This window comes from Prevotella sp. 20925_1_30, from assembly GCF_041433025.1.
Taxonomy (GTDB): Bacteria; Bacteroidota; Bacteroidia; order Bacteroidales; family Bacteroidaceae; genus Prevotella; species Prevotella vespertina.
On the sequence record NZ_JAPWAR010000032.1, the window covers coordinates 1 to 22000 of the forward strand.

19 protein-coding genes are annotated in these 22000 nt (G+C 40.7%); 14 read left to right on the forward strand and 5 right to left on the reverse strand.

Going from position 1 to position 22000, the window contains the following annotated elements; genetic code table 11:
• Positions 1-314: 314 nt before the first annotated feature.
• Together O3603_RS10665 and upp are read right to left on the reverse strand one after the other, a co-directional pair.
• Positions 315-1619, reverse strand: a complete 1305-nt coding sequence (locus O3603_RS10665) for a S41 family peptidase (RefSeq protein ID WP_371522742.1) — start codon at positions 1617-1619, stop codon at positions 315-317.
• Between the two features lie 145 nt (positions 1620-1764).
• Positions 1765-2424: a uracil phosphoribosyltransferase gene (gene upp / locus O3603_RS10670; RefSeq protein ID WP_287316764.1), complete on the reverse strand. Its 660-nt coding sequence runs from the start codon at positions 2422-2424 to the stop codon at positions 1765-1767.
• 278 nt (positions 2425-2702) lie between these two features.
• Here upp and pckA point away from each other — a divergent pair, with 278 nt between their 5' ends.
• From pckA to O3603_RS10735, 13 genes are all read left to right on the forward strand, one after another.
• Positions 2703-4316 (forward strand): phosphoenolpyruvate carboxykinase (ATP), encoded by a 1614-nt coding sequence (gene pckA, locus O3603_RS10675; protein WP_371522744.1) that lies wholly within the window; start codon positions 2703-2705, stop codon positions 4314-4316.
• Positions 4317-4568: 252 nt separating this feature from the next.
• Entirely contained in the window at positions 4569-5024 is a 456-nt protein-coding gene (locus O3603_RS10680) for a carbohydrate-binding protein (protein WP_371522746.1), read from the forward strand.
• A 698-nt stretch (positions 5025-5722) separates the two neighbouring features.
• Positions 5723-7105 (forward strand): DUF6242 domain-containing protein, encoded by a 1383-nt coding sequence (locus O3603_RS10685; RefSeq protein WP_314519037.1) that lies wholly within the window; start codon positions 5723-5725, stop codon positions 7103-7105.
• An 18-nt stretch (positions 7106-7123) separates the two neighbouring features.
• A complete protein-coding gene (locus O3603_RS10690; RefSeq protein WP_371522748.1) occupies positions 7124-7816 on the forward strand; it encodes a porin family protein in 693 nt (230 codons plus the stop codon).
• Between the two features lie 50 nt (positions 7817-7866).
• Positions 7867-8619: an isoprenyl transferase gene (locus O3603_RS10695; protein WP_371522750.1), complete on the forward strand. Its 753-nt coding sequence runs from the start codon at positions 7867-7869 to the stop codon at positions 8617-8619.
• Positions 8620-8633: 14 nt separating this feature from the next.
• Positions 8634-11255 (forward strand): outer membrane protein assembly factor, encoded by a 2622-nt coding sequence (locus O3603_RS10700; protein ID WP_371522752.1) that lies wholly within the window; start codon positions 8634-8636, stop codon positions 11253-11255.
• Between the two features lie 120 nt (positions 11256-11375).
• Complete coding sequence (locus tag O3603_RS10705) at positions 11376-11924, forward strand: OmpH family outer membrane protein (protein WP_009434400.1); 549 nt, start codon at positions 11376-11378, stop codon at positions 11922-11924.
• A gap of 85 nt (positions 11925-12009) precedes the next feature.
• Positions 12010-12513 carry an OmpH family outer membrane protein gene (locus tag O3603_RS10710; protein WP_004383130.1) on the forward strand — a complete coding sequence of 168 codons (504 nt, stop codon included), beginning with the start codon at positions 12010-12012 and terminating at the stop codon, positions 12511-12513.
• A 150-nt stretch (positions 12514-12663) separates the two neighbouring features.
• Positions 12664-13179 carry an OmpH family outer membrane protein gene (locus O3603_RS10715; protein ID WP_273540990.1) on the forward strand — a complete coding sequence of 172 codons (516 nt, stop codon included), beginning with the start codon at positions 12664-12666 and terminating at the stop codon, positions 13177-13179.
• Between the two features lie 85 nt (positions 13180-13264).
• Entirely contained in the window at positions 13265-14104 is an 840-nt protein-coding gene (gene murI, locus O3603_RS10720) for a glutamate racemase (RefSeq protein WP_009434365.1), read from the forward strand.
• A 51-nt stretch (positions 14105-14155) separates the two neighbouring features.
• Positions 14156-15622, forward strand: a complete 1467-nt coding sequence (locus tag O3603_RS10725) for a right-handed parallel beta-helix repeat-containing protein (RefSeq protein ID WP_371522755.1) — start codon at positions 14156-14158, stop codon at positions 15620-15622.
• An 81-nt stretch (positions 15623-15703) separates the two neighbouring features.
• Complete coding sequence (cdd, locus tag O3603_RS10730) at positions 15704-16183, forward strand: cytidine deaminase (protein WP_018910926.1); 480 nt, start codon at positions 15704-15706, stop codon at positions 16181-16183.
• 30 nt (positions 16184-16213) lie between these two features.
• Positions 16214-16414, forward strand: coding sequence for a DUF4250 domain-containing protein (locus O3603_RS10735; RefSeq protein WP_009434320.1), 201 nt, complete (start codon positions 16214-16216; stop codon positions 16412-16414).
• A 683-nt stretch (positions 16415-17097) separates the two neighbouring features.
• On the opposite strand, the gene O3603_RS10740 is transcribed toward O3603_RS10735, so the two are convergent.
• Positions 17098-18807 (reverse strand): Na/Pi cotransporter family protein, encoded by a 1710-nt coding sequence (locus tag O3603_RS10740; RefSeq protein ID WP_371522758.1) that lies wholly within the window; start codon positions 18805-18807, stop codon positions 17098-17100.
• Between the two features lie 116 nt (positions 18808-18923).
• On the opposite strand from O3603_RS10740, the gene O3603_RS10745 reads away from it, so the two are divergent.
• Positions 18924-20591, forward strand: a complete 1668-nt coding sequence (locus O3603_RS10745; protein ID WP_371522760.1) for a nucleoside kinase — start codon at positions 18924-18926, stop codon at positions 20589-20591.
• Between the two features lie 118 nt (positions 20592-20709).
• Here O3603_RS10745 and O3603_RS10750 read toward each other — a convergent pair whose 3' ends face one another.
• Positions 20710-21396: a hypothetical protein gene (locus O3603_RS10750; RefSeq protein ID WP_009434327.1), complete on the reverse strand. Its 687-nt coding sequence runs from the start codon at positions 21394-21396 to the stop codon at positions 20710-20712.
• A gap of 328 nt (positions 21397-21724) precedes the next feature.
• A partial coding sequence (locus tag O3603_RS10755; RefSeq protein ID WP_371522762.1) for a thymidylate synthase occupies positions 21725-22000 on the reverse strand: 276 nt, incomplete at its 5' end.

Sequence of the window (22000 nt, forward strand, 5' to 3'; positions counted from 1 at the left end):
GGAGAAATACTTCAGAAAAGCCATCTAGACCTCTATCGACGGCATATTGCTTCGAAGGTATAAAAGAGAGGTTATATAATTGTTCGCGAAGAATCTTGATTTTGTTCGCGAACAATTTCGATTTTCTTCGCGAAGAATTTAGAGTGCCTCTTATTACAATGTAATAAAGGTAAAATAAAAGAACGATAGAAGTTATGGTTTCTATCGTTCTTTGTTTATGTAAGGAGAGGTTTTGATTAGAACTAAAGAGTGTGTGTTAAGTTCGATAATAAGGTCGAAAACAAGTAAACACATAAACTTTCAGGTGCTGACAGCTATTCTTTAAATAATTGAAGGGCATAATCAATTTGGGTATCTTTCCCTGATAAGAAGTCATTGACCTTCATTGGTACTAAATAGTTCGGGCTTATTCCTTTCCCTTCTAATGGGAAACCCTTAGGAGAGGTACCTGACGAATGTCCTACAGGAAGTCGATAGAATATTCCGTGTGATGTCTTAAAAAGACAAATAATACCACCAGTATCACCAGCTGAAGATGTACCAACCAACACGGCATCACCACTTTCTTTCATTGTAATGAGAAAAGTCTCAGCTGAAGAACAAGAATAATGACCCATCAAGATGATTACTTTTCCCTTATAGCTGTTAGTAGAAGGAGATATTGTAGACCCATTCCAAATACGTCGTTTACCTTTTATTAAGTTCTGCGCAATATTATCTCCTATCCAACTGTTACCTCCACCATTCTGACGCACATCAACTATCAAGTATGGAAGTTTGCTTAGATGCTTCAAAGCTTTGGTGAATTCAGTATCAGCATTATCTTGCATACTTTTCACATTTATATATCCAACCCTTGAAGAAACCTCTCTCCAAGTTACGTTTTGTTCCTCTTCCTTTGTGGGAACAGATTTCGATTGCAGATGAATGGTGATAGTTATGGGTCTTCCATGGCGAATAATGCCAAGTGTCTTTATAGGACTTGTATAACTACAGAGTATAGTCAATGCTGATAGTAGATAGCGAGTGGCATCTGTTGAAGCTGAGACATATTTGCTATTATGCATCACCCATTTATTTGTAGGTACACCATCAACAGTTATAATCTCGTCTTTATCTTGCAATCCAGCCTTTATAACAAAGACTGAAGGGTGATTAATAAACACACGATTCTCAATGACTATGATATTATCCCCTTGTATGAACCAAGGATATAGTATGCTTTCATTATTTGCATGAGTGCATTTTAAGTTGGCAAAGAATTCCATTATAAGTAATGAATAAGCTACTTTCGATTGCATGGTGTCAATTCGTTGAAGGCATGTGGTGTGAATCGAATCAAGGTTGATGTGTTTCTTAGTAATATATGGGTATTTCTTTTTGACCTGTTCGAATATCTCTTCGAAATCACTTCGGAAGTCTTTTGGATTGACAGGTATCTTGTCTGCTGTGTAACGCTGAACCTCATCCCAGTCTGCATGCCCATGCGTTGGATACCATCTATTTAGAGCAAACACTGCAAATATAGATACTATTAATCCAAAGGTAACAATCATCAATACAACAGACTTCTTCATAATGCACTTATGTAAAAGTAATGTAATACTAAATCGGTTCATAAGAGAGAAAGCTTTGATTGGTCATAGACTTCCTTTTGAAGCTAAAATATGAGTTGTAAGTGCTTCATACGTTAGACGAAAGGATTTATGAAAATCAGCTTCTAGTTTTCTCTAATGAACCGATTTGAAGATTTATTGAGTATCTTTATAACTTCTCACCATAGCACAAGTCACCAGCATCACCGAAGCCAGGAACAATGTATTTGTGTTCGTTCAATCCCTCATCAATAGCAGCGCACCAAATTGTTGTAGTGTCTTCGGGGAAAGTCTTTTTGATGTGTGCGATACCTTCTGGTGTAGCCAAAAGACAAGCAACATGCACATGACGAGGAGTTCCCTTTGAAAGAATAGCCTTGTAGCCTAACTCCATAGAACCACCAGTAGCCAGCATAGGGTCTGCGATGATAAGTGTCTTACCATTGATGTCTGGTGTAGCAAGATATTCAACGTGAATACCTACCTCGTGATGTGCAGCGTCTTTATACTCACGATAAGCACTGACAAAAGCATTGCCGGCATGGTCAAATATGTTTAAGAAACCATTATGGAAAGGCAATCCAGCACGGAAGATAGTTGCAAGGACAATCTTGTCTGTTGGTATATTGACCTGTGCAGTACCTAATGGGGTAACAACATCCTTTGGTTCGTAGTTTAGTGTCTTAGAGATTTCAAATGCTTCAAACTCTCCAATACGCATCACATTGTTGCGGAAGAGTAAGCGATTCTTTTGGTAGTCTTTGTCACGAATCTCAGCCAGATATTGGTTGATGATGGAGTTCTGTTCTGAAAAATTAATGATTTCCATTTTCTATCTTAGGTGTTATAAGCAAGCAAACTTGCAACTTGCTGTACAAAATTTCGGCAAAAGTAAGAAATAATCTGTAGGTTTGCAAAGTCTAATTTGCAAATGTACACGTGCCTAGAATAATTTTAGTAACTTTAACCATAAGGCAGAATACTTTGATACTTTTTCTATTTGTTTATTTGTTCGTACTTAATATTTATATTACCTTTGCGCTGTCTTTCAATGAGACATCGTGGTAAGGTAAACATTAATTTTCAACTAAATACATTTATAACGAAATGGCAAAGTTTGATAAGAGCGTACTTGAGAAGTACGGTATTACAGGTACAACAGAAGTACTTTACAATCCTTCTTATGAGGTATTGTTCAATGAGGAAACAAAGGAAGGTCTTGAGGGCTATGAGAAGGGTCACGAGACTGAGCTTGGTGCAATCAATGTAATGACTGGTATCTACACTGGTCGTTCTCCTAAGGATAAGTTCATCGTTGATGATGAGAACTCTCACGATACAGTATGGTGGGATTCTGAGGAATACCATAACGACAACCACCGTGCTTCTAAGGAAGCTTGGACAGCTGTTAAGGACATCGCTAAGAAGGAGCTTTCTAACAAGCGTCTTTTCGTAGTTGATGGTTTCTGCGGTACTCACAAGGATACACGTATGAAGATTCGTTTCATCGTTGAGGTTGCTTGGCAGGCTCACTTTGTAACAAACATGTTCATTCGTCCAAAGTCAGAGGCAGACTTCGATCAGGAGCCAGACTTCATTGTTTACAATGCTTCTAAGGCTAAGGTTGAGAACTGGAAGGAGCTAGGTCTTCATTCAGAGACTTGTGTTATGTTCAACGTAACATCTAAGGAGCAGGTAATCGTTAATACATGGTATGGCGGTGAGATGAAGAAGGGTATGTTCTCTATGATGAACTACTTCTTGCCATTGAAGGGTATGGCTTCTATGCACTGCTCTGCTAACACTGACATGAACGGTGAGAACACAGCTATCTTCTTCGGTCTTTCTGGTACTGGTAAGACTACTCTTTCTACAGATCCAAAGCGTAAGCTCATCGGTGATGACGAGCACGGATGGGATGATAAGGGTATCTTCAACTACGAGGGTGGTTGCTATGCTAAGGTTATCAATCTTGACAAGGAGTCTGAGCCAGACATCTACGGTGCTATCACACGTGACGCTCTCCTCGAGAACGTAACAGTTGACGAGAATGGTAAGATTGACTTCGCTGATAAGAGCGTAACTGAGAACACTCGTGTTTCTTACCCAATCTACCACATTAAGAACATCCAGCGTCCTGAGTCTCAGGGTCCAGCTGCTAAGCAGGTTATCTTCCTTTCAGCTGATGCATTCGGTGTATTGCCTCCAGTATCTATCTTGACTCCAGAGCAGACTAAGTACTACTTCCTCTCTGGTTTCACAGCTAAGTTGGCTGGTACAGAGCGTGGTATCACTGAGCCTACTCCAACATTCTCTGCTTGCTTCGGTCAGGCATTCTTGGAGCTCCACCCAACAAAGTATGCTGAGGAGTTGGTTAAGAAGATGCAGCAGAGTGGTGCTAAGGCTTACTTGGTTAACACTGGTTGGAATGGTACAGGCAAGCGAATCTCTATCCGCGATACTCGTGGTATCATCGACGCTATCTTGAACCACTCAATCGATGCTGCTCCAACAAAGCAGATTCCTTACTTCGACTTCACTGTTCCTACAAAGCTCGAAGGTGTTGCAACTGACATTCTCGATCCACGTGACACTTACGCTGATGCAGCTCAGTGGGATGAGAAGGCTAAGGACCTCGCAGCTCGCTTCATCAAGAACTTCAAGAAGTACGAGAACAACGAGGCTGGTAAGGCACTCGTAGCAGCTGGTCCACAGCTCTAAATCTTGTAGTTACAGGATTGTAACTAATACGATAAATATAAGTCCTATCCGCAGTTACCGCGGATAGGGCTTTTCGTTTAATACATGTACTGTTAATTTGCTTTAGATAGATAACCTTTAATCAAAGAACAAAAATAACTAATAATTCCTATGTAAATCTACCTTTTTTATTTAAATTTGTCACGATATGAATTAAAAGAAGCCTATTGATGGATAAAGTATAATGTTTAATTAACGTAAGGAGATAATTTTATGAAGAAGATTTATTTTGTATTAATAGCTTTGCTAGCATGTTTATTTACCGCTTGTCACGATAAAGAGGAAGAGAAAATGATAGATGAATTCTTAACTTTTGATAAGGAGGATGTTACTGTTTCAAATGCTTCAAATTCGTTTATACTTTATGCAAAATTTGGTGATTGGCGTGGCATAGATAACATAACGTTTATACAGGATGGCGTAAAGAATATGGTTGTGCCTGATTTCGTTGGTGACAAAGACCAAGATCCTTCAGAGAAATATCACAAAGGCGTTCTGAATAACTGGTCGGCTGACTGGATAGTAGTGCAACAGACGAATAATAGCAAAGAGATGAAAGTGTATGTAAAGACGAATCGTAGTCACAAGGAGCGTACTGCTATACTTTCTGTAGACGGATGGAATTGTAAACGTTCAGTAAAAATAACGCAGTTAGCTACTCCTAATTAAAACTTCCTGTGTTCTTTTTATATTTATACCAAAGAGAGGATGTGTCAAATAGGCACATCCTCTTTTCGTTACGGCTAATATGGATTGATGTAACCTAATACTTACACCTTGTTTTGCCCCCTCTCTTCGTCTTGATATTAGCTTTTAGCTTTAACAGGAGCTAATATCATCATACTTACATACGCATTCTGTGTTGAGTTTATGCGTATCTTGTTTTATTTTTATACGTATTGCGCATTTGCGGAATACGTATGTTTTTGTATTATCTAAGCGTGATAAAGTATTATCAGACTTAGATAAAGTATTATCACGCTTAGATAATTAATTATCACGCTTAGATAATAACGCTGGATGCGTACAAAAGAAATACGGAACCAATGAAAAAACAATCGGAAAGCAAGGAAAAAGAATGGTAATACATATATCTTTCGTTATTACTATTTATTCTTTAAGATTGCTACAGGGGTTTCCGCTGATCGTGTACGGGCGTTGCTGTCGTCCTCACTTTGGTACTTGGGAGCGTTCCCTTTCGATATTGACGATTCTAATACTATAGAAATACGAATCTTCTATATAATACTAAACAAACTTAAAAATCTGATGTATAAATCCATATTTTACATAATTAACCCCGTAAAAGATGTTTAGTCTGAAGATTTCTGATTAAATTTGCAGCTAAATTCAATTATTAGTATCTGATGCGTAATAAGATATATACTCTTGTAGGCCTTGTATTGGCAACTTTGATGATGACATCTTGTCTGAAGGATGATGACAATGATGATAATGGCTCAAGTTTTAGAGATACAGCTATAACAGGGTTTACTCTGGGGCAGCTGAAAGTAAAACGTGATACGCTTACGAAGTCTGGGAAGGATAGTACTTTCTATGCTAAATATGAAGCAAAGAATCTTAGGTTCTATATTGATCAAGCGCAGGGGCTGGTTTATAATGTGGACTCTCTGCCTTATGGAACTGATGTGGCGCACGTTTTGGCTACAATAACAACCAAGAACTCTGGTACAGTTACAATCCTTTCTCAACAAGGAGATAAGCAGACTTACTTTTCTCCGAATGATTCAATTGATTTCACTTCTCCCCGCTCGTTCCGTATCTACTCTAATGCACGGGATACTTATCGTGATTATAAGATATCGGTGAATATGCATAAGCAGAAGGGCAATGTATTCTCTTGGGTAAGTATGCAGGGTAATAGTAATTTCGGTGCTTTCACGGCGATGAAGGCTGTAAGTAATAAGGATAAGATATTTGTGTTTGGAACAGATGGAACACAGACGAAGGGGTATGTGACGGCGCAGAATGATGGTAATCATTGGGCTTTGTTGTCTCAGTCTTTCTCTACACAGGCTTATCAGAGCGTATTGGTCAAAGAGAATAAGTTATTTATCTTAGATAGTGGTCGAATCCTTAGTTCTTCTGATGGTAACGCTTGGACTCAAGTGGGTACGAATACGAACTTGAAGCAGTTGGTGGCTGCATCTTCTTCGGAGCTATTTGCTTTGACAACAGCTGGGAGTTTAGTTCGTTCGCAAGATAATGGGGCGACATGGAATGTTGAGACTCTCGATGATAACGCTTCTCTTCTCCCTGTGAGCAATATCAATTATGCCTTGTTGAGCAACAATGACGCTGATGATATGAGTCGTGTTTTGCTAGTGGGGACAGCTGCTAGTGGGAATAAGACAGTTACTTGGACAAGGCTTTCCTATAAGAATCGTCCAACGGCAGACGATACTTGGAATTATGTAGAGAATGCAGCAACTAAGTTCCTATTGCCTGCTTATCGCCATCTTACAGTTGTCAATTATGATGGTGCTGCATTAGCTATGGGCGTGGATCATAGTGGCAAATTCGGTTCTATGTTATTGTCTCGTGATGCAGGAATTGTATGGAATAGCGATAAAGATTTTAGCTATCCACTGAATGCACAACCCGCTAATACATTTACAGCAACGGTTGACGCAGATGCTTACATTTGGATGATTAGCGGTAGTAAGGTTTGGCGTGGAAGGCTCAATAGAGTGGGTTGGAAGTTGAATCAAGAGCGTGCTGCAGAGTAAGTTCTAAGGCTGAGTAAGATGAAAAAGACCATCATTAGCGTTCTTCTCCTTTTAGCAACAACATCTTTGTGGGCACAGAGTGACCCTGAATATAAGATGGAGTTAGGAGCGGGTGTTGGCTTGATGGGCTATCTTGGCGACTTCAATGAGTCTTTAACAAAAGACTTGCAACCAATGGGGACAGTGCTTGCCAGATATAATTTCAATCCTTATATGGGTTTGAAGATGAATGTCTCTTTTGGCAAGATGAAAGGTTCTTCAGTTGATGCAAAGACTTATTATCCTCGATTTGCCACGACACCTTATCTATTCAATAACTCTTTGGTAGATGTAGGCGTGGCTTATGAATATAACTTCTTGCCATATGGAACGGGTAAAGATTATCGTGGCGCACAACGTTTGTCACCTTATGTAACAATAGGACTGGGTGCCACGTATGTTAAGATAGAGAATGGTAATCGTAGTTCCGCATTCTCGGCTAACCTTCCTATTGGCGTTGGCGTTAAGTATAAGGTTGGTGATCGAACGAATATCGGACTAGAGTGGGCGATGCATTTCTCTCTCTCTGACGAACTAGATGGGCAAAGAGATCCCTACGGAATAAAGAGTAGTGGATTGTTTAAGAATACAGATAGCTATTCAACACTTCAATTGACGTTCAGCTATAGCTTTATGACCAAGTGCCGAACATGTCACAATGAAGATGAATAAGATGGCTAGATAAGGAATAGTAAGAAAGGTTATTTTCTTCATATATAATCATGGTGGAAGAATTAGACATGACACGGATTCCAGAACACATTGCTATCATTATGGATGGTAATGGGCGCTGGGCAACGGAGCGTAATAAGCCCCGTTCTTATGGACATCAAGCAGGAGTGGAGACGGTTCGCCGTATTACTTCTGAGTGTGTACGTCTGGGTGTGAAGTATCTAACGCTTTACACCTTCTCTACAGAGAATTGGAGTCGGCCTTCTGATGAGATTGCTGCATTGATGGGGCTGGTCTTGACTTCTTTAGAAGATGAAATCTTTATGAAGAATAATGTTCGATTCCGTGTGATAGGTGATATTGGTCGATTGCCTATAGAGGTGCAACAGAAACTCAAAGAGACGGAAGAACATACGGCGAAGAACTCTGCTATGACAATGGTTGTTGCTCTTAGTTATAGTTCACGGTGGGAGATCACTAAGGCGGTACAGGATATTATTGCAGAAAATCAGGGCAATGAAAAAGTAACGCTACGTCCCGAAATGATAACAGAAGAGTTACTCAGTAAGCACATGCAAACCAACTTTATGCCTGATCCAGACCTTCTAATAAGGACAGGTGGTGAGCTTCGTATTTCTAATTACCTTCTTTGGCAGATAGCCTATTCAGAGCTTTACTTCTGTGATACCTATTGGCCAGACTTTGGGGAAGACGATTTACAACATGCTATATATAGTTTCCAAAAGAGACAACGTCGTTTTGGAAAGACAGAGAGACAGATAGAAGAAAACGAAAACAAATAAGTTACGCAATATAGATGACGAAGATAAATAAGGTGTTGATGCTTCTTGCTCTCACTTCTGGAATGACTCTAACGGTGAGCGGACAAGAGAAGATCGTTAATCCAGATATAACTTATTCTGGTAATCCGCATACTTATAAGCTTGCAGGACTGGCAGTCAGCGGTATTGATGGTTATGAGGATTATGTACTTACGGGTATTTCTGGGCTCAGCATTGGGCAGGAGTTGGAGGTACCAGGAACGGCTATCACTGATGCGGTGAAACGTTATTGGAAGCATGGACTCTTCTCTGATGTATCCATCAGTGCAGATTCTATCGTCGGTGATAATATTTACTTGAGAATTAATCTCTTGCCACGACCACGTATCTCAACCATCAATTACAATGGTTTGAAGAAGAGTGAACGGGATGATATGGAGAAGAAGTTGGGCTTACTGAAAGGTGGTCAGATTACTCCTAATATGATTAGTCGTGCCAAGATACTTGCTAAGAAGTACTTTGATGATAAGGGATATAAGAATGCCGAGATAAATATTCTCCAGCGTGATGATGTTGCGAATAAGAATCAGGTCATACTTGATATTGATGTAGATAAGAAGGAGAAACTAAAGGTTCGCAATATTATCATTGAAGGGAATGAGCAACTTCCAATAAAGAAGATCAAGGGTTCTTTCTTCTCAAAGGGTGCTTTCGCTAAGACACATGAAGCAGGAAAGCTTGGCAATTTACTGAAGTCAAAGAAGTTCACACCCGAGCGTTGGGCTGAAGATAAGAAGAATCTCATTACCAAATATAATGAGTTTGGTTTCCGTGATGCCACTATCTTGAAGGATAGTGTGTGGAATGTTGATCCAAAGCATGTGGATATCTATGTAAAGGTAAACGAGGGTAAGAAGTATTATATTCGTAATATCTCTTGGGTCGGAAACACTGTTTATTCAACTGATTATCTATCTCGTTTGCTTGGAATGAAGAAAGGTGACGTTTATAACCAGACTTATCTAAGTAAGCGACTCTCACAAGATGAGGATGCTGTTGGTAATGAGTATTGGAATAATGGTTATCTCTTCTATAGGCTTGAGCCAACTGAGGTGAACATTGTCGGCGACTCCATAGACCTTGAGATGCGTATCACGGAAGGACAGCAGGCACATATTAATCGTGTGAAGATTAATGGTAACGACCGACTCTATGAGAATGTTGTTCGTCGTGAGTTGCGTACAAAGCCTGGTGACCTATTCTCTAAAGAAGCTCTTCAGCGTTCCGCCCGCGAGTTAGCATCAATGGGTTATTTTGATCCAGAAGCTATCAACCCTGTTCCTGAACCTAATTACGAAGATGGAACAGTGGATATCAATTATAATTTGAAACAGAAGTCTAACGACCAAGTTGAGCTTTCTCTGGGTTGGGGACAGACGGGTGTTATCGGGCGAGTAGGCTTGAAATTAACTAATTTCTCAATGGCTAATCTCCTCCGTAGAAACCGTGAACATCGTGGTATTATGCCTATCGGTGATGGTGAGACATTATCTTTGGGAGCACAGACGAATGGTACTTATTACCAATCTTACAATGTTCAGTATTCAACCAACTGGCTTGGTGGTAAGCGTCCTATCCAATTCAATGTGGGTGTCTCTTATTCAAAGCAGACTGATGTATCAAGTAATTACTACAACCAGTCGCTGTTGAACAACTATAACAATTATCGTTACGGTTACGGAAACTATAATTACAATAGTTATGAAAACTATTATGATCCAGACAAGTACATTAAGTTGTTGAGTGTTTATGCTGGTTGGGGAAAACGTTTGAGTTGGCCTGATGATTACTTCACATTGTCTTTACAGTTGCAATATCAGCGTTATATGTTGCGTAACTGGCGATACTTCCTCATGCCAACAGGCACATCTAACAACTTGAACTTGACTGTAGCACTGAATAGAACATCTACTGATAACCAACTCTTCCCACGTCGTGGTTCAGAGTTCTCAGCATCTTTGACGATTACTCCGCCATGGTCTAAGTGGGATGGTAAGGACTATGCTCACTTGGCAACGAATCCTAATTCGCCTAATTACTCAAAGGAGCAACAAGAGAAGTATCACTGGATAGAGTATCACAAGTGGAAGTTTAAGGCACGAACCTTTACAGCTCTCAGTAGTGGTCAGAAGTGTTTCGTCTTGGTTACTCGTGTTGAGTTAGGTCTATTGGGCAGCTATAACAGGAATAAGAAGAGCCCATTTGAAACCTTCTATATGGGTGGTGATGGTATGAGTGGATACTCCAGTGGCTATGCAGAAGAGACTATCGGATTGCGTGGTTATGAGAATGGAGCACTCACACCTTCATACGAAGTACAAGGTTACGCATACGACCGCTTCTCTCTAGAGTTGCGTTATCCGTTCCTCTTGGGCAATACAACTATCTATGGTTTGGGCTTTGTTGAGGCTGGTAATGCATGGTCAGAAACAAGTAAGTTCAATCCATTTGACATGAAACGTTCTGCTGGTCTTGGTGTCCGTATATTCCTTCCAATGGTTGGTATGATGGGTATCGACTGGGCATACGGATTTGATACAGTCTTTGGAAAGAAGGGTGGAAGCCAGTTCCACTTCATCCTTGGACAAGAGTTCTAAGGCTTGACTCTTTGAACATGGATCTTTGATCATTGACCTTGTAATGTTGGTCTTTGAGCGTTGAGAGATTGTTTTCATAAAACAGAAACGTTAGATTTGATTTTAATAATAAGAAGAATGATGAATAAAAAGAAGATATTAAACAGCGTTTTGAGGTATGTTTTACCTCTTTACCTTTTCACTCTTTTACCTTTATCAGCCTCTGCACAGAAGTTTGCACTCATTGATATGGAATATATCCTTAAGAATGTGCCAGCTTACGAACGTGCGAATGAGCAGTTGAATCAGGTTAGTAAGAAGTGGCAAGCAGAGGTTGAGGCTTTGAATACAGAAGCTGCAACCATGTACAAGAACTATCAGAACGAAGTAGTATTCCTCTCTCAAGACCAGAAGAAGAAGCAACAAGATGCTATCTTGGCGAAAGAGAAGCAAGCATCTGACCTCAAACGTAAGTACTTTGGACCAGAGGGTGAGCTCTTCAAGAAGCGCACTAGTTTGATAACTCCTATACAAGATGAGATTTATAATGCCGTCAAGGACATCTCAGATCAGCGTGGATATAGTCTTGTTATCGACCGTTCTAGCAATGCTTCTGGCATTATATATGGGTCACCTAAGGTTGATATCAGCAATGAAGTATTACAGAAGTTAGGTTATGCTTACCAATAATATAAGGTGAGACAACCGATACTCATAGAATCACAAGAACGTTTATAAGAAAACAAAAACATAAACTATTAAAACAATAAAAGCAATGAAAAAGTTATTTTTGATGTTGATGCTCTGTGCACCAATGACCTTGTTTGCACAGAAGTTTGGTCACCTTGATTCACAAGCTCTACTCCAGTCTCTTCCAGAGGCAACAGCAGTTCAGAGCAAGTTGGAGGCTAAAGGTAAGGAATACCAGAAGCAGTTGGAAGACATGCAAGCAGAGTTGCAGCGTCAGGCTGAGGCTTATGACAAAGCAAAGAGTACAATGAATGCAACAAAGCAGGCAGAAACAGAGAAGAATCTGCAGGATATGTATACAAAGATTCAGCAGACTGCTCAAGATAACCAAAAGGCTTTCAACGAGGAGCAGCAGAAGCAACTCGGTCCTGTACTTGAGAAAGTTCGCAATGCGATTGCAGCTGTTGCAAAGGCAGGAAACTATGTTTACATCATGGAGAAAGCTAATGGTCAGCCATTGTATATCAATGAGGCACTCAGCAAGGATGTAACAGCTGAGGTTAAGGCTCAATTGGCTAAGATGAAGTAAAAGCATGTACGGGAGTCTTTGCCCGTGTTAATATGCCTCTAGAGAGTCGACTCTCAAGAGGAGATAAGGGTGAGGTCACCGCACGAATTAGTATTCTTGCGTTGACCTCATTATTTGTATTTACATATAGAAGAGATAATAATTAGTAGGATGAAAAAGCTATTCTTTTCCTTTGCTTTGATGTTGTTACCACTCTTAGCAGTCGCACAACAAACTACTCCAAGCCTAAAGTTCGGTTACTTTAGTTATGAGAAGGTATTGCACGCAATGGCAGACTATGCCACAGCAACACGTAGTTTGAATGACTTAAAGGCGAAATATGATGCAGAAACAAAGCGTTCGGCTGATGACTTCAACAATCGTTATGAGGATTTCCTTGATGTTCAGCACAAGTTAGAACCCTCTATTCTCCGTAAGCGGCAAGCAGAGTTAGAGGAGTTGATGGACCGCAACATCGCCTTTCGTAAGGAGACTGATCGTCTCTTAAAGAAGGCTGAAGCAGATATCTATGCGCCTGTTCGTAAGAAACTAGACAATACTGTTCGTGAGATGGGTAAGGAGAGTGGGTACGCCTTCATTCTTAACTCAGACAATAACAACCTTCCGTTTGTGAATACAGCCATAGGAGAAGACATCACAGATGCACTTATCTCTGTGCTTAAGTAGATTGTATTCAAGTGTCTGAAACCATTAATAAGCAAAACGATAGAGCCTTAAAGCCCTATTTAATAACGATTTGATAAAGAGGATAATGTCACAATATTCGCAACAGCCAGGCCCTATTGGCGTGTTTGACTCTGGTTATGGCGGGTTAACCATTCTGCATGGTATCCGCCAGTTATTGCCTGATTACGATTATATCTACCTTGGAGATAATGCCCGTGCACCTTATGGTTCACGTTCATTTGATGTTGTTTACCAATTTACACGGCAGGCTGTAATGAAACTCTTTGAGTCTGGTTGTCAGTTAGTGATACTTGGTTGTAACACAGCATCAGCCAAGGCACTACGCAGCATACAGCAGAATGACTTACCCAAACTTGATCCCCAACGCCGTGTGTTAGGTGTGATTCGCCCTACAGCAGAGGTGATAGGCAAACTTACCCACTCACGTCATGTTGGCGTGTTGGCTACAGAAGGGACAATAAAGAGTCATAGCTATAAGCTTGAAATACAAAAGCTATGGAACGACGTGACGGTGACGGGTATTCCTTGTCCGCTTTGGGTGCCTATCATTGAGAACAATGAAGCAGATACTCCAGGTGCTGATTACTTCGTGAAGAAGCGTATAGACCTTATCTTAGAACGTGATCCACAAATTGATACGCTCATTCTTGGCTGTACGCATTATCCCATCCTCATGCCTAAAATACGGAAGCATGTTCCAGAGAATGTGCAGATTGTTGCACAAGGCGAGTATGTTGCTAAGAGCTTACAAGACTATTTACGACGCCATCCAGATATGGAGCAGCGATGCACGAAACATGGAACTGTGAGGTATCTAACGACAGAGAACCCAGAGAAGTTCAAAGAGAACGCTCAAATCTTCATCCATGAGGAAGTCAATGTGGAGCATGTGGATTTGGAGTAAAGCAATAAAAGCAAGGGGAGTATCGTTAGATAAGAACCAAAAAGATAGATAATGAAGAAATTAACCATACTATGCCTCTTGGCGATAGTAGCCCTGATAACAGCCTGTTCGGACGATGATACATTTACAATATCACGTTCGAACTTGTTGTCTTTCTCATCGGATACATTGAAGTTAGATACCACTTTCTCTAATGTCCCTACATCCACAAAGACTTTCTGGGTGTATAATCATTCTGGAGATGGGCTGCGAGTAACCAGCGTCCGTCTATCACAAGGCAATCAAACAGGGTTCCGTGTGAATGTTAGTGGAGACGAGTTGAATGCTGCTAATGGCTATCAAGTGAAAGACTTAGAGGTGAGAAACAAGGATAGCATTCGTGTCTTTGTGGAAATGACATCGCCTCTGAATAATGGAACTAGTCCACAGGAGATAGCAGATAACCTTATATTTACGCTCGAGAGTGGCGTTCAGCAGCGTGTAGTCCTTAGTGCTTACAGCTGGGATGCGCAACTTCTAAAGGGTTTGAAGGTTACTAGTAATATGACATTAACAGGCTCTAAGCCCATTGTCTTACAAGATACTCTGAAGGTAGAAGCGGGTGCAACGCTTACAATACCAGCTGGAACGACACTTTACTTCTCGCAGAAAGCATCGCTGGAAGTGTATGGCTCGTTGCGATGTGAGGGTACGGCTAATCAGCCCGTGGTGTTGCGTGGTGACCGATTAGACCGCCTCTTCCCTTATCTTCCCTATGATCATGTGAGCGGACAATGGCAAGGAATACACTTCCATGCCGATAGTTACGATAATGTCATTAGTCATACCGACCTCCATTCAGCTTATAATGGTATCGTGTGTGACGCTGCCAACACCTCACAAAACAAACTTACACTGGCTAACTCGACCATACATAATTGTCAAGGATATGGTTTGAAGGCTGTAAATAGTAAGGTGGAAGCCTATAATACACAATTCTCTAACACATTGATGGACTGCGCCTCCTTCCTTGGTGGGCACATTACGCTGACTCATTGCACCTTTGCTCAGTTCTATCCTTTCGATAGTAACCGCGGTGCAGCATTAAGTCTTGGCAATCACGAAGGCGATAAGGACTATCCTTTACAGGCTTTCAACATGGTTAACTCATTGGTAACTGGCTATTCAGAAGACGTCCTCATGGTGTATAACAAGGATGGAGTAGCCGCTAATTATCAGTTCGATCATTGTCTGTTACGTACGCCAAAGCCAAAGGATACCGCTTTGCTCACACATTTTACGGACGTTATTTGGGAGAACACAAAGGACTATCCGGGTGGTGGAGATAAGCAATTTGTCAAGGTCAATGCCGATAAGCAAGACTATGACTTGCACCTTAAAAAGCCAGAGAATAACGTTCTCTCACCTGCTATTGATGCAGGTCGAGTATTAACAGATACACGTTTCGCAACCGATCATGACAGTAAGCAGCGTGATAATAAACCAGATATAGGCTGTTATGAGCTGATAGCTAATTAATCTAGTTAGCCTGATTAGCCTAATTAGTCCTATTTGCCTAATAAGGCTAATAAGCCCAATAACCAATAATAAATATCAACAATGAAGACAATAGATTTAAGTATTAAGATAGGATTCTGCCAACTTGATGAGCTGTCAGAAGAAGAGCAACACCTCATCCAAACTGCGATCTCGGCTACAGGTAACAGCTATTCGCCTTACAGCAAGTTCCGTGTGGGTGCAGCATTGTTGCTCGCTAATGGCGTAGAAGTGATGGGAGCGAACCAAGAGAATGCGGCTTTTCCTTCTGGATTATGCGCTGAACGCTCCGCGATCTTTGCTGCCCAGTCCACTTATCCAGACCAACCTATTACCCTCTTGGCGATAGCTGCGGCTAATGAGTATGGTTTGATGCGTGACCCAATCGTACCTTGTGGCGCTTGTCGACAGGTAATCTTAGAGATAGAAAGTCGTTATAACCAGCCCATTCGTATCCTTCTTTATGGTACATCAGGCGTTTATGTTATTGATACAGTCAAGGACTTGCTCCCTCTCCAGTTCGTTGGAGAGTCAATGAAGTAGGTCTCTATTCATTTAAAATATTATTAAATCATGGATTATCTACCAAAAGATCCAGCAATACTGGTAAGCAGTGCAAACATGCTACTGCGTGATGAAGAGTTCGATTCACTAGAGTCTCTTTGCAATAACTTCAATGAGGACGTTGACAAACTCAAGGCTTCTCTGCTCAAGGCAGGCTATGTATATAGTGAAGAGCAGCATCAGTTCCGCCCCATTGGCTTTGATAAGTAAGCGTGAATAACACTACTTTTCATTCAAATGAAGTATCAGCAAGCCCCGCCGAAAGGTGGGGCTTGTCTTTTAAACCTAGTCTAATAATAAGGTGTATGCCCTCTTCTGTTAGCTAGAAACGTGTTGCTAGCCAGAAGAAACATGATGTGTTCCTGTTTACAAAACCTTAATGTATGTAGGGGTTATCATATTAAATACGGACGACTTTCAGCCGATGTAATGTTGTCTCAGCGTATGAGACGTAGCGTTTCAAGCCTTGAGACACAGCGTTTCAGGCTTTGATACTCAGTGTTTCAGACCTATGATACACATCGTATCAGCCCTATGATACACATCGTTTCAAGCCTATGATACACAGCGTTTCAATACATGGAACGCAGGGTTTCAGTATATGGAACGCAGGGTTTCAGTACATGAAACGCACAGTCTCAAGCCATGAAAACGCTGTTATAAGTAGTTTGTTTAAGGCATTAGTTAGGTTTCTTTAAGGGGGAAGCAGACGTGTTTCTCGGTATTCGTAATAGGCTTGGTATAAAATAAGAGAGTGTATCAAAGGTTAAACTCTTTGGTATAGATAATCTCACCTGTCTAGTATTTGCAATCGTACTGACGGACGAGAACGTTTGTTTCTATACCCTTAACCTTACTTGATATACTCTCTTGTTGTTGGCAGTATATGCCCTTTATGCTTCTTGCTGGCGCACACCCATGCGTGCTTCTACCACGTTGACAACATAGTCACCGAGCTTTTCACACTCCTGAATGATGTCTATATACATCGTACCAATAGCGTAAGTGTATTTATGTTCGTTGACGTCATTGATGTTCTGTGAGCGCAGTTGATTGCGGTAATTATTAATCTCGTTCTCTATGTTGAACGAACGATTCACGTCGTTGTCTTGTCTATGTCCCACCAAGATACGATTCATCTGCGTGAGAGCATCGTCCGTTAACTCGAACATCTGATGTATATGATCATACTGTTCCTCTGTAAAGTCTTCCTTGCCGCGTATGCGTCTTCCCACGGTACGAGCGATGTTGTAACAAGCGTCACCAATACTCTCTAGTTCTGAAATCTCACGCAACATAGAGCGTACCTTATCCTTTGTCTCATCGCTCAAATGGGCATTTGACACTTGATCAAGGTATTTGGCAATCTCAATCTCCATGTTATCTGAGATTCCTTCATACTTCTCTATGCGTGTATAAAGCTTATTAAACTTCTCCGTGTCACGCTCTCCAAGCAGTTCGCGAACCATTCCGAACATGCGTTGGATGCGTTCTGCAAACGACTTAATCTCCTTAGATGCTTCCAAGACAGATAGCTCTGGCGTCTTCATGATACCTGCCTGAATGAAATGAAGACGGAACTCATCCTCGTCTTTGTTGGCCTTTGGCTTGATAATCAAGCATACTAACTTCTCTAAGTATTTGATTGGTCCAACGAGGATAAGCGTGTTGGTAACATTGAACGTGGTGTGGAAGGCGGCCAATACAAAGCTTAGTTTGGCTGCATTAGCCACGAAACCAGCTGAACCCTTAGGCATGGTAACGTCATAACCAACCCAGCTACAAATCATATTAATGAATGGATGGAAGATACACAATACCCAAATAACACCAAAGATATTAAACACCATGTGTGCCATGGCAGCTCTTCGTGCCTGCGTGTTTGCCGTCAATGCAGCAAGGTTAGAGGTAACTGTTGTACCGATATTCTCGCCCATTACGAGTGCTATTCCTTGGTAGATTGGAAGCACACCGGTCGAACAGAGAATCATCGTAATAGCCATGATTGCAGCGGAACTTTGCACACACATCGTCAGCACACTACCGATGAGTAAGAACACAATCGTGGTGAAGAAGCTCTGTGGGTCGAACTGACTAAAGAAGTCAAGTACAGCTTGGTTGTGTGCCAAATCCATGTCTATACCCGTTTGGCGCAGTGTTCCTAAACCTAGAAACATAAACGAGATACCAAAGAGGAAATCGCCAATTAGCTTGCGCTTCTTAGAGTAAATCAGTACAATGCCTATGAAGAAAGCAGGCCAAACGAAGTCGGTAATGTTAAACGAGAAGCCTGCTGACATGATCCATGCCGTAAGGGTTGTTCCGATGTTAGCACCCATGATGACTGAGATAGCCTGCACAAGGGTGAGTAATCCTGCATTCACGAAACTAACCGTCATGACTGTTGTCGCCGTTGATGATTGGACGGCTGCGGTAATAAATGTACCTGTTAAAATACCAGTGAAGCGATTAGTTGTCATTGCACCAAGGACATGACGCAATTGAGGTCCTGCCATCTTTTGCAGGCTTTCACTCATTGCCTTCATACCAAACATTAGTAACGCTAAGGCTCCAATGAGCTTAAAAAAAATCCAAATCGACATATAATAACTTAATTTGTGACGACTAACTCTTGTGTATATGCAGAACAATCTTTACCTTTAGCATTCGTATTTTATAGACGAACGATTTAGTCCACCGACTTACATTTAACACGTAAATGCTTATGACACAATTACTGCATATCCGCTGCAAAAATAATAAAAAAAGTCTGAAAGTCCCAATGGGAAGTACACTTTCTGATGTTTTCAAGGAAATAAATCTTCAAATGCCTTATGGCCCTGTAAGTGCTAAAGTGAATAATAAAGTTGAGGGATTGCATTACAGGGTCTATCATAATAAGGATGTGGAGTACCTCGATTTGCATACACAATCGGGTATTCGCACTTACACTCGGTCGCTCTTCCTTGTGCTTTGTAAGGCTGTCCACGATCTTTATTCGCGAAGCGAAGTGATCATTGATATTCCTGTTTCAAATGGTTACTATTGTAATTTGAAACTCGGTCATGCTATCACTGCTGAGGATGTAAACCGTATTCGCACACGAATGCAGGAGATTGTTAATGCTCATCTGCCTATCCAACGTTTTGAAACAACAACAGAAGAGGCTATTGATATGTTCTCTAAACTCGGTGACGAACAAAAGGCAAAGTTGCTCAAGAGTAGTGGAACGCTTTATACAGTTTATTACGTCCTGGATGACTATAAGGATTATTACTATGGTTCAATGCTCACGAACACGTCACAACTATATCTCTTCGGACTCGAACCTTATTTTGATGGTGTGTTACTGCGCATCCCTTCTGTGCAAGATCCATCCCAATTAGGTGCTTTGATACGACAGGATAAGATGTTTGAAGTGTTTAAAGAGCATCATCGTTGGCAGAGTCTGTTAGGTATAAAAACGGTGGGTGACTTTAATGAGGCGGTCGGCAATGGTGAAGCCACTAATCTAATTAATGTCAGCGAAGCCTTGCAAGAGAAGAAGATATCACAGATTGCAGATAAGATTGCAGCAAAGAAAGATATTAAGGTGGTACTGATTGCTGGACCATCATCGAGTGGTAAGACCACATTCTGCAAACGCCTTTCTGTGCAACTACTTGCTAGTGGTGTGAAGCCCGTACAGATTTCACTCGATGATTACTTCGTTAATCGGGAAGAGACACCGAAGGATGAACAGGGAGAATATGATTACGAAAGTATCTATGCACTGAATATTCCACTCATCAATGAGCAGTTTAATGCTTTATTCAATGGTCAGGAGGTGGAATTACCCAAGTATAATTTCCAAACAGGAAGTAGTGAGAAGAGTGGGAATAAGTTGCATTTGGAGGAAAATAACGTGTTAGTTGTAGAAGGCATTCACGCCCTTAACCCAACACTCACGGCTCAGATTCCCGACGACAAGAAGTTTAAGATCTATACTTCTGCGCTTACTACCATCCTATTGGATAATCACAATTATATCCCAACGACTGACAATCGATTGCTCCGACGCATTGTTCGTGATTATAAGTATCGTGGTTGTTCAGCACAAGAAACGATCCGCCGATGGCCTAGTGTGCGTTCTGGTGAGAATAAATGGATATTCCCTTATCAGGAGCAAGCCGATGTGATGTTTAATACAGCTATGCTCTTCGAACTTGCAGTCATAAAGCCACAAGCAGAGGAGGTGCTCGAGCAAGTACCAGAGAATTGTGAAGAATATGCCGAGGCTTATCGCTTACGCAAGTTCCTCAAGTACTTCTCTCCCCTGCCTTTCCGTGATCTCCCTCCAACCTCATTGCTCCGTGAGTTCCTTGGTGGTAGTTCGTTTAAGTATTAGATACGCTCCTAACATATAAAAGGTGCGCCTTTGACTCTCAAAAGCGCACCTTTTATTTTATTAGCTATCATCAGTTTCTCATTGTTCATTGACCTTAGCACACAAAGAGACAAAGCTATTACTTTATTTTACGTTCCAACACTTTCAGCAAATCAAGAGGGTGTCTCTTCATATCTTTCAGTGAGAATCCATCACTCTGCAAGTACTCATCCATCTTTGGGAAACGATCAAAACAAGCACGGACTGTTTTCTTAGCAGCCAGACGTATTCCTGTTTCAGGAACATAATAAGTCACAACAACTTCGTCACCTTTAAGACAATAAGTATAAGCCAATGACTCTTCAGTATAAAATGTTGTCCATGAACTACTATACCATACTGTTGGAGATAAAAAACCAAGTACTTCTTTTCCCTCATAAACCAGTTCCCAAAAGTACCGATGATTTGTTGGCTTCAAATTTTTAGGTAACGTTAATATCTTGCATGCATATAAAGACAAGTATTTACGCTGCTTCCCATCTACTGTTAACTCCATTTCTTTTGCATCATCAGCTACATACTTTGTTCCCTTACCCGTTGGTGTAGGTGAGATAAACAATGTCTGCATATTAATAACTACCTGCCCATACACACTTGCCATAACCTTTGCATTCTTTACATCAACCAAATAACCTGACACTTTGCTACCATCTTTGAGCGTAAGGACGCATGGTAAAGGTTTGAATTCCTTTTTCTTAGCACTTACTGAGACGATGCCAATCAACAACATTAGCATCATCAACATGATTACATTAATCTTTTTCATAACTCATTTTATTGTTTTAGTTAGAGTTCTTTCGTTAACAATACAAAGATATACAACAAATGTGAAACAGAGAAAGAAACTTCTAAAATTTTGCAAATCTTTTTTTATAATATTGCTATCCAATAAAAGTGAAAAAAAATAGCTCTATTGCTGCATCTTTGTAGTTACCTTTAATCCGACAAAACGAAAAGTAGGTGCGTTGAAAAACGAAAAGTGATATTTTGATGCAAAACGAAAAGTAACAATTCTCAACACGCACACAACAGTAAAAAGGTGGTAAATTCTTGCAAGACTTGGATAATTCTGCAAGAATTTACCACCTTTTAGATTATACGTTGAGTTCAAACTTTACATCTTCATTACCGTTAAGAAGTTCTTTTGTACGCTCTATATTATTTTTATAAATGTGAACATTAGCAAGATTGAGCGTTATAGATTTCAACGGAAGATCTATTTGCCTTGACATCAGATATAGATGATAGATATCTGCAGGCAGACCTAAATTAGCGTCAGAACTGCGCTGAAAGGCCGATATAACAAGTTCACCTTCATCTATTTGAAACTGTACAAGGCTAAGACAGGGTGCTTGATTAGTTTCTGCACC